This is a genomic window from Marinomonas sp. 63XJN7_7_ISO-PGPR-S23-202, from assembly GCF_056173505.1.
This window is the reverse complement of record NZ_CM149677.1, coordinates 684,180-699,380: the sequence shown is the minus strand read 5'-3', so window position 1 is coordinate 699,380 and position 15,201 is coordinate 684,180. Positions and strand designations below refer to the sequence as shown.

The following is a 15,201-nucleotide window of genomic DNA, read 5'->3' as shown; positions in this document are numbered from 1 at the left end:
AACACAGGAAAACGCTTAACCACAGATCACCGCCGATTATCATTAAGGCGCTTATAAGAACACCCTACAGGCCTATTTTGACTTAGCCAAAAATAAAGGCGCTAATCTAACACTAAGCCGCAAGTATTGCATCGTTGCGGATCGAAGTTTATCCCTGTAGGTCGGGATTCATCCCAACAAAAGAATAGGCCCAGATTCATCCAACAAAGACCAGCAACAGCCGTTTCTCCTTGCTCTTAACAACTAAGCGCGACAAAATACCCCGTTTAAAATCAACATCTTGTTTTTTAAAGCCTATTTAGGACGATATCTCTATGGCCATTCTGACAACCTTATTACCCTTATTAGCAGCTTTGCTGATCGGCTATTGGATAGATATTAGATTTTTCAACGCAAAACGAGTGGCAAAAGGTCTCAATCAACTCGTCTACCTAATATTAGGACTTATTGGCTTTAGCATTGGTGCGTTAGACAACTTAACAGAAAAGCTTCTGATTGCAGGTTATCAAGCCTTTATCTTAGTTATTTTAGTCTCTAGTTTTAACTTGATTGCTTTGTATTTCAGCGGCCTAAAGCTTGATTCTCACTATGAAAACAACAGAGCTACCCTCCCTCAAGCAAGTAAATGGCAGGCCATAAAAGACGCCATCATCACGTTAACATGTGTTTTTGCGGGGATTGCAGCAGGTTTTATAGGAAAACACTGGTTCACAGGTGTTGATGAACTCGTCACGGCTCTTCTTTATATTTTACTATTTCTAATCGGTTGTCAGCTTCGTCAAGGAAACTACCGCTTAAGAAAACTCTTTCTCAATCGCCAGGGTCTAATTATTGCGAGTGTCACCATCGCAAGCACACTGCTTGCAGGCTGGGTTAGCACCCTACTGCTCCATATTAACTGGCACCAAGGACTGGCTGTTGTCTCTGGGTTTGGTTGGTACAGCTTATCAGGCATTCTGATCACAGGGCTTGGCGATCCCGTATTAGGTACGACCGCATTTTTATTAGACCTAAGCCGAGAAATTCTAGCGTTAATGTTGATTCCTTTTCTCGCTAAATGGAACAGCCACTTATCCGTTGGCTATTCTGGCGCCACCGCGATGGACTTTACCCTCCCTATGTTAGGAAAATTCCACGGCCCGCAAATCATTCCCGTTTGTATAGCCAGTGGTTTTATCATGAGCATCCTTGTTCCCATACTTATTCCCATTTTTATAGGCAGCTAGCTCCTGCCTGTAATAGGCCCACCCCAACTTTGTATTTCCCATTAAAAAAGCAAATACTGCTCAACCTAACGATAAGACAACAGCCGAAAATCTCGTGCTAAAGCAAGAGAGGTTTAAATAATTGTCAATTTATTGTCAACATCAATTGTAAAGTCAACGGGATAAGCAAACAGCGTCATGCTTTTGTAAAACCCATTGTCGTACAAGACATGAGCAGATTATTCTCGAAACACGTTTTGTGCTTTGTCGATTCAATTATCTTTTAGCAAAACAAGGTGTACAGGTGAAGGGGTCGCTTTGGGAACGATTCTAGCTTAACATTGGCGTTACACCCCATGGTTATGTTAGAAACGTACTATCGGATCTGGATTGACCAAGCACAAGGCGCATTATTCACACTTGGTTTTGCCTTCTTGCTATGCTACTAAGTCAATCTATGCTAAAAAGTCAATGCTCGATAAAGCGACATGCAAATCTAATCCGTGGCTAGGTCAAACATCACCCAAGCTTTAGAAGCAAGTGATAAACAAACAATTAAATGGAACGCTTTTTTATGAAAAAAACACTCATTGCGGCGCTGGTTATGTCTTCTGTTTCTTTCGCGTACGCAGACAATAACGCAACCACTATTACGACAAAAGAACAGAAACTGGGCTACAGCATAGGCAATATGTTTGGTAGCCGAATGACTCAAGATTTTAAAGATCTAGACATGAAAGCCTTTTTTGAGGGTTTCAAAGACGGTTACGATGGTAAAAAAGGACAGATGACCAAGCAAGAAATTGCTGCCACCATCCAAGCCTTCCAGAAAGAGCAGATGGAAAAAGCACAGAAAGAGAAAGAGAAAATCGCAGCCGAAGACAAAGCGAAATCAGAAGCTTGGTTGAAAAAAATCGCTAAAGAGAAAGGTGTGAAAAAAACCAAAGACGGCCTGCTTTATAAGGTGATTAAGGAAGGGAAAGGCCCACATCCCAAAGCCACCGACACAGTCAAAGTGGATTACCAAGGCAGCTTAATGAATGGCAAAGTCTTTGATAGTTCCTACAAACGCGGCGAACCAATTACCTTCCCTCTTAACCAAGTCATCCCTGGCTGGACAGAAGGTCTTCAACTTATGAGAGTCGGTTCCAAATACGAACTGTACATCCCAGCAGACCTTGCTTATGGTCCAGGTGGCACAGGCCCTATCCCACCTAATGCAGCGCTTAAGTTTGTGGTTGAGCTTCATGCTATAGTGAAACCAGAAGCCAAAAAAGATGGTAGTAAAAAAGCGGACGAGAAGAAAGGGAGCTAAGTAAATAAGGGCTAACTTTCATCTGATTCATAAAGCCACTTTTTTTCAAGAAAGTGGCTTTTTTACTTAAGCATATAACATCTGCCCCAAATACAATTTTATTTCATAAATACTTTTAACCTTAAGCAACTGTGGTAGTATTCAGAGCACTAGGAAAGTTATGTTTTGGACTTAAAAAGTGATTACGAAATCAACACTAAAAGAATGCGGGACGTCTATAGGCTTTACGTTAAAAATTTTAGACGCAATTGCAATAGTATCTGCAGGCGTATTGAGCCATTTTTGGCGATTTGATCAGTTAACTATAGCGGCGTTTTTCAAGGTAGTTGTCACCTAAAATAATTAAGCAGCGTCTTTGTGTTGCTCTGGATTTAATTCCACATCATCTATTGGCTGCCAGTTTCTTTCTGCTTTTGACCAACGCTCAGGGCGCTCTTTCCTTTTTTGCTGATACAAGTTCGCTCGCTTTGCCAATATCACTTTATCAAGCCCAGCATGTCTTTGGCTGGGCGTAACAAACCGGATCCGACTATGGAGATGCTCATTGTTGTACCAAGACACGAACTCTTTTATCCACTCTCGCGCTTCTTCTAGGGTTTTAAACCCCTCTAACGGCCATCTAGGGTGATATTTCACCGTTCTAAACAGCGATTCTGAGTACGGGTTGTCGTTATTCACCCTTGGTCGACTCCGAGAGGTCACAACACCAAGATCATACATTTTCGCTCTCATCGTTAAGCTCTTCATGGGCGCACCGTTATCTGAATGTAAGACGATGTCGTTTTTAAAGCATTTTTCCGCCCAGACACTGCGCTCCAATAAATCGGCGGCATGCTCTCCCGTTTCTTGATGATGCACTTCCCAACCCACTATTTTTCGACTGTAAATATCTTCTATCATGTACAGGTAGTAATGCAGACCAATCACCATGGTTGGCAAATAGCTAATATCCCAACTCCACACCTCATTGGCTTTTTTAGCCGTGTAGCTCGTGGGCTTTTTATGGACATTCCTTGGTGCTGCTTTTCCTCTGTGATGGAGCATATTTTCCGCTTTTAAGAGACGATAAAAGCTGGATTCTGAGGCAATATACTCACCTCTATCGGCCAATATAGGCACGATTTGGCTGGGTGGTAACGAAGCAAACTCGTCACGGTTGCAGACCTCAATTATCGTCTGCCGTTCTACCTCGCTCAATTTGTTCGCTGGGGCGGGCCTTGTCGATGTGACTCTTCTATCCTCCCCAATAGAACCTTCACTACACCAACGCTGTAACGTCCTGGCCGATAATCCAATCACCTCGCAGGCAGGCTCTTGCCGTGCACCGGACTCGACCGCATGACGGATCCACTGCGAATACTTTTGCCTATCGGCCAGCGTGATTAGCTGTCCTCTTTTTCCTCCCAATAGGCATCGAACTTTTTTCCCAGCACAAGTAACGCTGCACTTTCTGCTAACGCTTTCTCTTTTCTTCTCAGTTCTCGCTCTAACTCTTTAATGCGTTTTTTATCCGACTGTTGCTCAGCCGTGGTCTTTTTCTTCTCTTTCACTGTATTCCCAGCAATACAAGCTTGTTTCCACTGTTTTACTTGCTCAGGGTACAGGCCTTTCACACGGCAATGCTCATTAAGCTCCGCTTCAGACAAAACGGCGGTTTCAAGTACGACAGCAAACTTTTCTTCATTTGACCACTTATCTGATGAACTCACTTTTGACTCGCTAAATCCTGATGTGTTGAATTGCTTTTGCCAACTATACAGGGTAGAGAGCTTAATGCCTTCCTGTTCTGCAAACTCACGTCTCGACAACTGGCTTTGGTAGAGCTTCTGTAAGATGGCTTCTTTAAAGGCACTTGAATGTCTTTGGTAATCCACTGGTTTTCACTTACCGTCCCCTGTCTGTTTTACAATATCAAATGAGGCGACAACTATCCTGACACAGGGGGGTATCGGGCAATCCAATCATGCATACTTTTGTAACTAACGCCAAGTCGCTCAGCCTCTTCTGCAATCTTATAGCCCCGCTCAGTGACTTGTTTAACGGCTTCAATTTTGAACTCATCGGTATAACGTTTTTCACTCATAATTCACCTCATTTTTACCTATTATTATATAGCTATGAGATGTCTACAAAAGTGGGTCCATACCATGGCTCTTTATTGACACAAGTATTGTTAAAACTCATCGAGATGAAGCAAGTGTTAAAGCGCCGTTTGAGCAAGCTATAGGAAAAAGTCGAAGCTGTAACTCGACAAAAATACATTTAGCGGTAGATAGTGGCGGCCTTCCTGTCTATTTTGAGTTATCCGGTGGCCAAGTACACGATGTGTCCTTGATATCAGCGTCACCGGAAGCAAAGATCGTGGTGGCTGACAAAGGGTACGATAACCAAACATTAAGAGCAAGTATTCAGCACATAAGCACCCAACATATCGTACCAAGAAATGTAATAGTAAGCAAGGAAATGAGGATGTGGACTGGTGTTTATATCGTTATCGTCACTTGGTTGAAAATGCGTTTCTAAAAAGCAAAAAGTATCGTGCGATTGCGACACGGTGTGATAAATTAGCTAGGAATTACCAAAGTGTTGTTGTATTGGCCTTTACGCTGATGTGGCTACCCATGTGGATTGATTGAAATATGTACATAAAAAATCAACACGGTCTAGATTGAAAACCTGACATAAAAAAACAGCAGAAAATGCTATGGGCTTTTTGAGGACAATCTAGCGCAGATCTCATCGTGGAGCGAGGCGAAGCCTAATAACGACTCCGAATACATTAGCGCAAACCAACCTCGTTATCGAAAATATCATTTGCAATAACGAGGCGGACCATACATTTTTAATGAATGAGCCAATTGTTTCCAGAGCGCACCGCCATTATAGGTTGGAATAATAACAGTGACAGACATTATGATAATTTATCCAGCACATAATTAAGGCTATTTAACCAGTTGGGAGTAGTTACTCCCAATCGCGAAAGCTCAGCAGTATCCATAACTGAAAATGCTGGCCGCTTTGCCGGAGTTGGATATTTCTCCGAAGATATAGCAGAGAGACAAATTAGTTGATCAAGTATACCTTTCCTTTGCGCCAAAATAAAAATAGACCTAGCAAACCCATGCCAACTTGTGGCTAAATCACCACAATAGTGATAGATCCCCCACTCTAGACTGCCTTGCAGTTGATATTGTTCACATAAAAACTGAATTGTCACAGCAATATCGCCAGCATACGTTGGACAACCATACTGATCCGCCACCACACTTAGTGCATCTCGCTCTTTAGCAAGACGAAGCATAGTTTTAACAAAATTATTACCGTATTCGCTAAATACCCACGAAGTACGTAAAATAATATATTTATTACACTCCTCAGTTATAGCACACTCCCCTGCAAGTTTAGAGGCACCATAAACTCCTTGAGGGTTTGTGGCATCAGTCGCTTTATAGGGTGTAATACCACTTCCATCAAATACATAATCTGTCGAAACATGTATCAGAGGAATATCAAGCTTATTAGCCTGCTCAACAAGATACTTAACACCTTGTTCATTAACACAGAAAGCAAGTGCAGCTTCAGACTCCGCTTTATCGACTGCCGTATAAGCTGATGCATTAACAATAATATCTGGAGCTACTTCCTTAAAACGATCGAAAACCTGCTGCTTATTAGTTATATTCAATTCATTTGAATCAAATGCAAATAACTCGTAATCAGGTATTGCTTTCATAACATCTTGGAAACAACGTCCTAATTGACCATTCTTTCCAACTAAAAGAACTCTCATGATTTACCTTTATAAATGCTCAAATTTTAAACCCATTTGGTCTTTTGGAGACAGTATAGGATTCTCAATTAAAGGCCAATCTATTCCAACAGTAGGATCGTTCCAAATAAGACACCCTTCATCACTGGGATCATAATAGTCTGTACATTTATACTCAAAATCAGCCGACTCAGAAAGCACAACAAAACCATGAGCTAAGCCTGGTGGTACCCAAAATTGTCGCTTATTGGCTTCACTTAAAATAACACCAGCCCACTTACCATAGGTAGGGGAGCCTTTTCGGATATCAACAGCCACATCAAAAACTTCGCCACGAACAACCCGAACGAGCTTCCCTTGCGGCTTTGTTTTTTGGAAATGAAGGCCTCGTAAAACATTTTTAGTGGAACGAGAATGATTATCTTGAACAAAAGATAAAGTTATTCCTGCCATATCTTCATAACGAGAGGCTTGGAATGTCTCCAAGAAGAACCCTCTATCATCCCCAAAAATCTGCGGATCAATAATAACAACATCATTGACATTAGTCTGAGTTACAATCATTTGTTAAAACCTATTATTTATAGCCATCAGCAACTTTAAGAAGATATTGTCCATAGCCTGTTTTCTTTAGCGCTTGACCTGATTCAATAAGTTTTTCTTTATCTATCCACCCTTGCCGGTAAGCAATTTCTTCAAGACAGGCAATTTTAAGCCCTTGTCTATGCTCTACTGTTTGCACAAATTGCCCCGCCTCTAATAACGAATCATGCGTTCCTGTATCCAGCCAAGCAAAACCTCGTCCCAATAAGGATACATGAAGATCTCCGCGACTTAGATAAGCTAAATTAACATCGGTAATTTCTAGCTCTCCTCTTTCAGAGGGCTTAATATACTTAGCTATGTCTACAACATCGTTATCATAGAAATATAAACCTGTTACAGCATAATTGGACTTAGGGGAAGACGGCTTTTCTTCTATAGACTTCGCTTTACCGGTATTGTCAAAATCCACTACGCCAAAACGCTCAGGATCATTAACATGATAACCAAATACCGTTGCCCCCCGCTCTTGGCTAACCGCTTGTTCTAACTTATTTGAGAAGTGCTGACCAAAAAAGATATTATCGCCCAGCACTAATGCAACACTGGCATCGCCAATAAAATCTTCAGCGATTAAAAAAGCCTGAGCTAAGCCATCAGGCGAAGGCTGTGCAGCATAACTAAGATTAACCCCAAAAGGGCTTCCATCTCCTAGCAAACGCATAAAAGCAGACTGATCTTCTGGCGTTGTAATAATGAGTATTTCTTGAATACCTGACAACATAAGAACCGACAATGGATAATAAATCATCGGCTTATCATAGACAGGCATCAATTGTTTTGACATTGAAAGTGTTAAAGGATGCAATCTGGAACCACTTCCTCCGGCAAGAATAATTCCCCTACGATTTACTGACATAATAAGTACTTAACCCTTTTCACCAATACGTCCAAGTTTGTAATCCCCGCTCAGCACTCGTTCCCACCAGCCACGGTTATTCAAGTACCAGCATACCGTCTTACGCATGCCGGTTTCAAACGTTTCTTCAGGCTTCCAACCAAGTTCTTTCTCAATTTTTTTAGCATCAATTGCATAACGAACATCATGTCCTGGACGGTCCTTGACATAAGTAATTAAGTCATTATAACACTGAACACCTTGCGGCTTTTGCGGAACAAGCTCTTCAAGAAGCGAGCAAAGAGTCCTGACCACATCAATGTTACGTTTCTCATTATGTCCACCAATATTATAGGTTTCACCTATTTTCCCTTCTATCGCAACCTTGACCAATGCGCGGGCGTGATCCTCAACAAATAGCCAATCGCGAATTTGGGAACCATCACCATAAACAGGAAGAGGCTTACCAGCAAGGGCACTAAGAATCATATGAGGAATTAATTTCTCAGGAAAATGATAAGGGCCGTAATTGTTTGAGCAATTAGTGACAAGTGTAGGAAGACCATAAGTTCGAAGCCAAGCTCTAACGAGGTGATCAGAACTAGCCTTTGATGCGGAATAAGGAGAGCTAGGCGCATAAGACGTAGTTTCGGTAAATAACGGCAGTTCACCAGGTTCTTCATCAGGATGAGGTAAGTCCCCATATACTTCATCAGTCGAGATATGATGAAAACGGAATGCAGCTTTACCCACCCTATCTAGGCCCATCCAGTATTTACGGGCCGCTTCAAGGAGCACGTAAGTCCCAACGATATTCGTCTGAATAAAATCTCCTGGACCATCGATAGAGCGATCCACATGACTTTCGGCCGCCAAGTGCATCACCACATTAGGTTGGTGCTCAGCAAACACACGACCCAACTCAGCGCCATCACAAATATCAACATGCTCAAATGAGTAGCGATTCGAACATAATTCTTCAGGAATAGATTCTAAATTGCCTGCATAGGTTAATTTATCTAGATTTACGACACTATGAGATGTGTCGGACAAAAGGTGGCGAACCACCGCACTACCAATAAACCCGGCGCCGCCGGTGACTATAAATTTCATCTATTTCTGCCCAATAGTTAGAATAAGCTTTTAATGGATAACGATAATTTAGTAACAAAAAACTTGAAACGACCAATTGACGGATCTATCGCTTTAGCCTGACGCCATATTTTAGATTTCACTTCATTATTAACAGCATACGTCAAGATACGTTTTACTAACTGCCCTACCCCATTACGTTTAGCACCCACCGCATTGCTTCCATGCTGTCTGTACTTGATCAACGGCTCACCAATCTAGTCTATGCATCCCTCACCTGAACCACTTCTACAATAATCCACCAATCATACATTATAGCATGGCTAGAGATAGGCAAAGAAACGCTCCAGGCGCGGAATTCAGCATCATTATGCAGCCCGTTACAGAGTTTTTAGAGAGACATTGTAGAAGACTCTGACAATCAGTATACAATCCTTGATAGTTAAACATAGAGGGGGGGCAATTTGATTGAGTTCTTGATCCACAACCTCTAAATCAGAATGGACTACAATTGGCACATTTGACCCATATCGGTTTTCAGCTTGGCACATTACAACAAAGATTTTCTCTATCTTCTCAGAAAGCCATACCTCATCTTGATCACAAAACATAATGTAATCCGCTGTTGACATGGATAAAAGGTACACGAAATTAGCCCGAGAATTAGCAAAACTAATTCCACCATCCATCAACTCAAACTTTTGAGGATGACTATGGCAAAAATTTTTCACAATACTTATAGTGTCATCTGTTGAACCATCATCATGAATGAGAACTTGCCAATCGCCCAATGTCTGGCACAAAAGCGACTCTAATTGCTCTTTGATGTATTTTTCACCGTTGAAAGTGGCGAGGAGAATTTGGATCATATTCACTCTTTTAGACGATGGTAGCACTTCATTTAAGTATATTATAATTTACCTAAACGACGAATCAAAAAATGAAAAAAGCCTTTCATTATTGCAAGACCTTTACTTACTTTTTGTCGTTCAAAAAAATGATCTTCAGCCACTCAATCACTATTTTTCGCAACTCTTCAAGCACGAATTTAGGCGCAACCCTCTGTGTCAGGATAGTTGTCGCCTCATTTGATATTGTAAAACAGACAGGGGACGGTAAGTGAAAACCAGTGGATTACCAAAGACATTCAAGTGCCTTTAAAGAAGCCATCTTACAGAAGCTCTACCAAAGCCAGTTGTCGAGACGTGAGTTTGCAGAACAGGAAGGCATTAAGCTCTCTACCCTGTATAGTTGGCAAAAGCAATTCAACACATCAGGATTTAGCGAGTCAAAAGTGAGTTCATCAGATAAGTGGTCAAATGAAGAAAAGTTTGCTGTCGTACTTGAAACCGCCGTCTTGTCTGAAGCGGAGCTTAATGAGCATTGCCGTGTGAAAGGCCTGTACCCTGAGCAAGTAAAACAGTGGAAACAAGCTTGTATTGCTGGGAATACAGTGAAAGAGAAGAAAAAGACCACGGCTGAGCAACAGTCGGATAAAAAACGCATTAAAGAGTTAGAGCGAGAACTGAGAAGAAAAGAGAAAGCGTTAGCAGAAAGTGCAGCGTTACTTGTGCTGGGAAAAAAGTTCGATGCCTATTGGGAGGAAAAAGAGGAGTAAGCGTCTGGCAAACCACACGTATCACTAAAAATCAGTCTGTGATGAGGTTTTTCCGTTTTACCCTTTACTGTGGCTGTGAGTATGTTACGGTTTATGTATAGACAGTGATCAGGGTGATCTTCGCTCCTAGGACGGGAGCGCTGTCTTTCTTCAGGATGAACTCAGTGCCGCATGGAAGCGGCGGAGAATCTTCTTCCCTCACTCATTCCTACTCTTTTTATTCTGTGTGCTTTATTGTTGATATGAATGTCACATTCCATGGCAGTAAGTCATCTAGATTCGCCTCTTTCTCGCGCATTGGCAGTTCTTCAAACAACTTAACGAGGTAATCGTAAGGGATTATTCCATTGGCTTTGGCCGTTTCTATGACGCTGTAGAGCATGGCACTGGCCTTCGCACCGTTCTCTGTATTCGAGAAGAGCCAGTTTTTGCGTCCGATCACGAAGGGCTTTATCGCGCGCTCGGCACGGTTGTTGTCGATATTAAGATACGGGGCATCAACGTAACGCACGAGTTTATCCCATTGATTGAGACAGTAGTTTAACGCACCAGTGAGTTTGTCTGTTGGCGGTTTGTGTTGCACGGTTTTCTCTAACCACTTTTTAAAGTCGTTAAGTACTGGTATCGCGTATTCTCTTCGATAAGCGAAGGCTTCTTCCGCTGTTTCACACTGTGCGGCTCTACTCTCTATGGCATAGAGTTTTTGTATCCAGTTAAGTGCCACTGTGTGCGTGCCTGTTTTCCCTTTGCTTTTTCCTAAGCTTTTCTCGATGTCCATAAATTTCCGACGTGCGTGAGCCCAGCATCCGACGAGCTGTGTTTTGGTTTGTTCGTAACCTGCATAGCCATCGACTTGCAGATAGCCAGAGTAGCCACTCAAGAAGTGTTTTGGGTGTTCCGCTTGGCGTGTTTTTTTGGAACTCGTAAAGCACAACAGGCCGCAATGGCGTTTTATACATGGGATGAGGCGTGTCTGGCCCATCCGTGCCACTGCAGTAGACCCACATATAACATTTATCTCGGTCTTCTTTCACAACATTAAGTGGGGTTTCATCTGCATGAAGAGCGGGTTGCTCCATCATGATCGCTTTCAAGTGGGGCAAACGCATCCGCGCTTTTGAGGACCCAGCTCGACAGGGTTTTACGATTCAGTTCGATGCCTAATTGTTTGAAAAGGGCTTCTTGTCGATACAGAGGTAACGCAAATTGATATTTACTGGTCACAACCTGACTCAGTAAACTGGCTGTGGCGATGCCCTTCGGGATAAGACTGGGCGTCTGTGGAGCTTGTTTGATCGAGACCTTCACCTCATTCTGTTCGCAATGACGGCAGCCATATTTGGGGCGAACGGTTTCAATCACGGTCATTTTCGCAGGAATAAATTCCAACCGCTCCGAGCGGTCTTCCCCTATACGATGGAGTGGCCCTTGGCAACAGTCACACACCTTTTCCGCCTCGGATAAGTCCAGTTCAATCATTTTACGTGGAAGATCTTTTGGTAAAGGCTTGCGTTTAGGTGGATGGCGTTTTTGCGAAGTGGCTTGCTCTGCTGACGAGTCAGACTCACTGGATGAGTCCTCATCTTCACCACCACGGATTCGGCCTCATCAAACAACTCACCTTGACCAGGACTCTTTTCAGTGCGTTTACCAAACTGACGATGTTGGGCCAGACGCCATTGCTGTATGAGACGTTCGTAGCTCGCTTTCCATTGAGAAATTTGTGCGTCTTTTTCTTCTAACAGCGTGTCTTTTTCTGACAATTGATCTGCTTGCTCAAGCAGCATTTTCTTAAGCAAATCAATGTCATCAGGTAAGTTATTTGGCATTTTAATCATGACATGGATTATACCATCCAGAATCATATGAGAGTATTAATTGTCATGATAACGATAGGTTATTTTGGGATGAGCTTGATCGAGATGAAGCGGTAGCCCATCCAACAACCAATGAAGCTGTCTAGGGGACACTTGCAAAGACAATGACTCATCTTCTATTCCCGGCCATAAAAACACACCTTTTTCCAAGCGTTTATAATGCAACCAAAAGCCATTGGTAGACCACTGCAGAATTTTCAGTCGATTGCGTGTTCGACCACAAAAGACAAACAGTCTATCTGAGCAGAGCTCTTGCTCAAGATCGTAGGCGACAATCGAAGTTAGGCCATCAATGGATTTACGCATATCGGTTGGCCCACAGATCAGAATCACAGGCAAAGAATCACTGGTGTTGAACATAGTTGTGCCTCCAAAAGTCACAACTATGCAGAATGAGAAAAGCTAAATTAAGGTGTCATTCCCCAGACGCTTACAAAGAGGACAGCTAACCACACTGGCCGATAGGCAAAAGTATTCGCAGTGGATCCGTCATGCGGTGGCGTCCGGTGCACGGCAAGAGCCTGCCTGCGAGGTGATTGGATTATCGGTCAGGACGTTACAGCGTTGGTGTAGAGAGGGTTCTATTGGGGAGGATAGAAGAGTCACATCGACAAGGCCCGCCCCAGCGAACAAACTGAGCGAGGTAGAATGGCAGACGATGATTGAGGTCTGCAACCGTGACGAGTTTGCTTCGTTACCACCCAGCCAAATCGTGCCTATATTGGCCGATAGAGGCAATATACTCGCCAATATCGGCCTACTCAGTTGAATATCACTTCAGATGAACAACCTTGAGATTATTTTCTTTCTGATTTAACACACTTTTTGCCTTCCAAACTAAATCACAAATGCCATCTGTAGGATGAAAATCTGTTGGCGCATTGATAAGTAAATCCCGCACAGAAGTCTGATCAAAAACATCACAAGCCTCACTTAGGGAATCCAAAGTACAAGTCAAATCTGACAGCGGCAAAAAACGTTCATTAGCTGTCATAATACGCTCATGGTAGGTTTTTTGCACATTATCCCCAATCAACAGCTCTTCGAAAAGCTTTTCTCCTGGCCGCAACCCTGTATATTGGATTTCGATATCACCATTTGGATTGGAGTCAGATTTCACCTCTAGCCCAGATAAACGAATAAGATTTTCAGCAAGATCAACAATTTTAACAGGCTCTCCCATATCCAAAACAAACACATCCCCCCCTTTACCCATAGAACCAGCTTGGATAACAAGCTGAGCCGCCTCAGGAATAGTCATAAAGTAACGAATAATATCTGGATGAGTAACCGTTATAGGTTGATTATTTAAGATTTGTTTTTTAAAAACAGGGATAACTGAACCAGAAGAGCCAAGCACATTACCAAAGCGCACCATAGAAAAACAAGTGAACTTTTTTTGCTTGTCAGCTTTTCCTGCTTCTTCATCAGCTAAAGCTTGTAAGCTCAACTCTGCCATACGCTTTGTCGCCCCCATGACATTGGTTGGACGAACGGCCTTATCCGTTGAAATAAGCACAAAAGAGTCAACGCCAGACTCAATCGCTGCTCTAGCACAGCGATAAGTCCCAAACACATTATTACGTACTCCTTCAATAACATTGTACTCAACTAAAGGTACATGTTTATAGGCAGCCGCATGGTAGACGGTTTTTACAGAAAATGCTGTCATAATAGAAGTAAGGCGAGCTTGATCTTGAACAGATCCGATCAATGGAACAACCTTAACGTCAAAAGAAAACGTCTTTAGCGTTTCCATCAGCTCTTTATCAATTTGATAAACAGCAAACTCAGATAATTCCAACAAAACCAGTGTAAGTGGCTTATGCTTTATTATTTGCCGACACAGCTCAGCACCAATAGAGCCACCAGCTCCTGTTACCATAACAACTTTATCAGTGATATTAGCTCTCATTAAGCTAACATCAGGCTCGACTATATCTCGTCCCAACAAATCATCAACAGCAACATCTTGCAACTCATTGACCTTGGCTTTACCAGTCACAATATCGTCAAAATCAGGTACGGTCAGCACCTCTACTGAAAATGGCAGTAACTGATCAATAATCTTTTTACGCTCTGAGCGACTGGCTCTGGGAATAGCCAACAAGACTTTTTCAACATTATGTTTTTCTATCAAACTTGCCATCTTATCAACATGGAAAACAGGCACACCTTGTATGATAGTATCAACTAGTGACGAATCTTGATCGATAAAGCCTTTTACTTTATAACCAGACGCTTGACGCAACGCCAAGGCAAGCTGGCGACCCGTTGATCCAGCTCCGAAGACCAAAACTGCCTCTGAACCATTTTTCGGAATCTGCACCAAAAGCGCACGAAACAACAAACGTGAACCACCACACAAAAGAACAAAAAAAGGGAAGTAAATTATAGGTACAGTACGAGGAATAGGAGCATTAAAAAAGTACGCAAGTGATGTAATACTAAGAGACGAAATAATTGAACCAAATAGAATGGCACTGAATGCATGAAACGTTAGGTAACGAAGAACAGCTCGATATAATCCTAACTTAACGTTGGCCATTAACGTGATAAAAACAGTACCACATAAGACAAGCCAAATTTGCAAAGAAGGGAACGCTTTAAACTCCCCCAAGCGAACCCAATAAGCCACTGTAAAAGCGATAAAAACGAAAGTAGAATCAACAAATAAGCTTATCAGACGTTTATAAAAACGCGGTATAGCCCAAATCAAATCAAATTTTTTAACCATCTCATGCACCCTGTATGTGCGCCTTCAAAAAAACAAGCAACACAAAATCACCTGTAGGTCGCGGCTTTAGCCAGACAACAGCGTATTTTTGGTAGATCAGCCTTTAGACCGACAAAACGTTAGTGAAAACACTTTACGCCAATTTCG

At 42.4% G+C, this 15,201-nt stretch carries 12 protein-coding genes and 4 pseudogenes; 6 read left to right on the top strand and 10 right to left on the bottom strand.

Annotated elements, in window-relative coordinates:
* Nucleotides 1–314 precede the first annotated feature (314 nt).
* Nucleotides 315–1,226, top strand: coding sequence for a LysO family transporter (locus AC0VYG_RS03190; protein ID WP_475430906.1), 912 nt, complete (start codon nt 315–317; stop codon nt 1,224–1,226).
* A 553-nt stretch (nt 1,227–1,779) separates the two neighbouring features.
* Entirely contained in the window at nt 1,780–2,520 is a 741-nt protein-coding gene (locus AC0VYG_RS03185) for an FKBP-type peptidyl-prolyl cis-trans isomerase (protein ID WP_475430905.1), read from the top strand.
* 342 nt (nt 2,521–2,862) lie between these two features.
* Here AC0VYG_RS03185 and AC0VYG_RS03180 read toward each other — a convergent pair.
* Nucleotides 2,863–4,394 (bottom strand): IS3 family transposase gene (locus AC0VYG_RS03180; RefSeq protein ID WP_475430903.1). Its coding sequence is split into 2 segments (ribosomal slippage): nt 2,863–3,950 and nt 3,950–4,394, totalling 1,533 coding nucleotides; the frame shifts between segments, so codons are not numbered across the junction.
* A 71-nt stretch (nt 4,395–4,465) separates the two neighbouring features.
* Nucleotides 4,466–4,603, bottom strand: a pseudogene (locus tag AC0VYG_RS03175) (transposase); the annotation flags it as partial.
* 59 nt (nt 4,604–4,662) lie between these two features.
* On the opposite strand from AC0VYG_RS03175, the gene AC0VYG_RS03170 reads away from it, so the two are divergent.
* Nucleotides 4,663–5,043 (top strand): transposase, encoded by a 381-nt coding sequence (locus AC0VYG_RS03170; RefSeq protein WP_475432515.1) that lies wholly within the window; start codon nt 4,663–4,665, stop codon nt 5,041–5,043.
* On the top strand, nt 4,992–5,156 hold the full coding sequence (locus AC0VYG_RS03165) for a hypothetical protein (RefSeq protein WP_475430902.1): 165 nt from the start codon (nt 4,992–4,994) through the stop codon (nt 5,154–5,156). The genes AC0VYG_RS03170 and AC0VYG_RS03165 overlap by 52 nt, the downstream gene beginning before the upstream one ends.
* Before the next feature lie 275 nt (nt 5,157–5,431).
* On the opposite strand, the gene rfbD is transcribed toward AC0VYG_RS03165, so the two are convergent.
* The 5 genes from rfbD to AC0VYG_RS03140 form a co-directional block, all read right to left on the bottom strand.
* Nucleotides 5,432–6,310: a dTDP-4-dehydrorhamnose reductase gene (rfbD, locus tag AC0VYG_RS03160; RefSeq protein ID WP_475430901.1), complete on the bottom strand. Its 879-nt coding sequence runs from the start codon at nt 6,308–6,310 to the stop codon at nt 5,432–5,434.
* Between the two features lie 9 nt (nt 6,311–6,319).
* Nucleotides 6,320–6,853 carry a dTDP-4-dehydrorhamnose 3,5-epimerase gene (rfbC, locus tag AC0VYG_RS03155; protein WP_475430900.1) on the bottom strand — a complete coding sequence of 178 codons (534 nt, stop codon included), beginning with the start codon at nt 6,851–6,853 and terminating at the stop codon, nt 6,320–6,322.
* Between the two features lie 13 nt (nt 6,854–6,866).
* Entirely contained in the window at nt 6,867–7,751 is an 885-nt protein-coding gene (gene rfbA, locus AC0VYG_RS03150) for a glucose-1-phosphate thymidylyltransferase RfbA (RefSeq protein WP_475430899.1), read from the bottom strand.
* Nucleotides 7,752–7,760: 9 nt separating this feature from the next.
* Entirely contained in the window at nt 7,761–8,843 is a 1,083-nt protein-coding gene (gene rfbB / locus AC0VYG_RS03145) for a dTDP-glucose 4,6-dehydratase (RefSeq protein WP_475430898.1), read from the bottom strand.
* Between the two features lie 359 nt (nt 8,844–9,202).
* Nucleotides 9,203–9,691 carry a glycosyltransferase gene (locus tag AC0VYG_RS03140; protein WP_475430897.1) on the bottom strand — a complete coding sequence of 163 codons (489 nt, stop codon included), beginning with the start codon at nt 9,689–9,691 and terminating at the stop codon, nt 9,203–9,205.
* A gap of 260 nt (nt 9,692–9,951) precedes the next feature.
* Here AC0VYG_RS03140 and AC0VYG_RS03135 point away from each other — a divergent pair.
* Nucleotides 9,952–10,460: pseudogene (locus AC0VYG_RS03135) on the top strand (helix-turn-helix domain-containing protein); the annotation flags it as partial.
* Between the two features lie 197 nt (nt 10,461–10,657).
* Here AC0VYG_RS03135 and tnpC read toward each other — a convergent pair.
* Nucleotides 10,658–12,278 (bottom strand): annotated as a pseudogene (gene tnpC, locus AC0VYG_RS03130) (IS66 family transposase).
* Between the two features lie 36 nt (nt 12,279–12,314).
* Nucleotides 12,315–12,677, bottom strand: coding sequence for an IS66 family insertion sequence element accessory protein TnpB (gene tnpB, locus AC0VYG_RS03125; protein ID WP_475430896.1), 363 nt, complete (start codon nt 12,675–12,677; stop codon nt 12,315–12,317).
* 73 nt (nt 12,678–12,750) lie between these two features.
* On the opposite strand from tnpB, the pseudogene AC0VYG_RS03120 reads away from it, so the two are divergent.
* A pseudogene (locus AC0VYG_RS03120) lies at nt 12,751–13,068 on the top strand (IS3 family transposase); the annotation flags it as partial.
* A 21-nt stretch (nt 13,069–13,089) separates the two neighbouring features.
* Here AC0VYG_RS03120 and AC0VYG_RS03115 read toward each other — a convergent pair.
* Nucleotides 13,090–15,054 (bottom strand): polysaccharide biosynthesis protein, encoded by a 1,965-nt coding sequence (locus AC0VYG_RS03115; protein ID WP_475430895.1) that lies wholly within the window; start codon nt 15,052–15,054, stop codon nt 13,090–13,092.
* Nucleotides 15,055–15,201 lie beyond the last annotated feature (147 nt).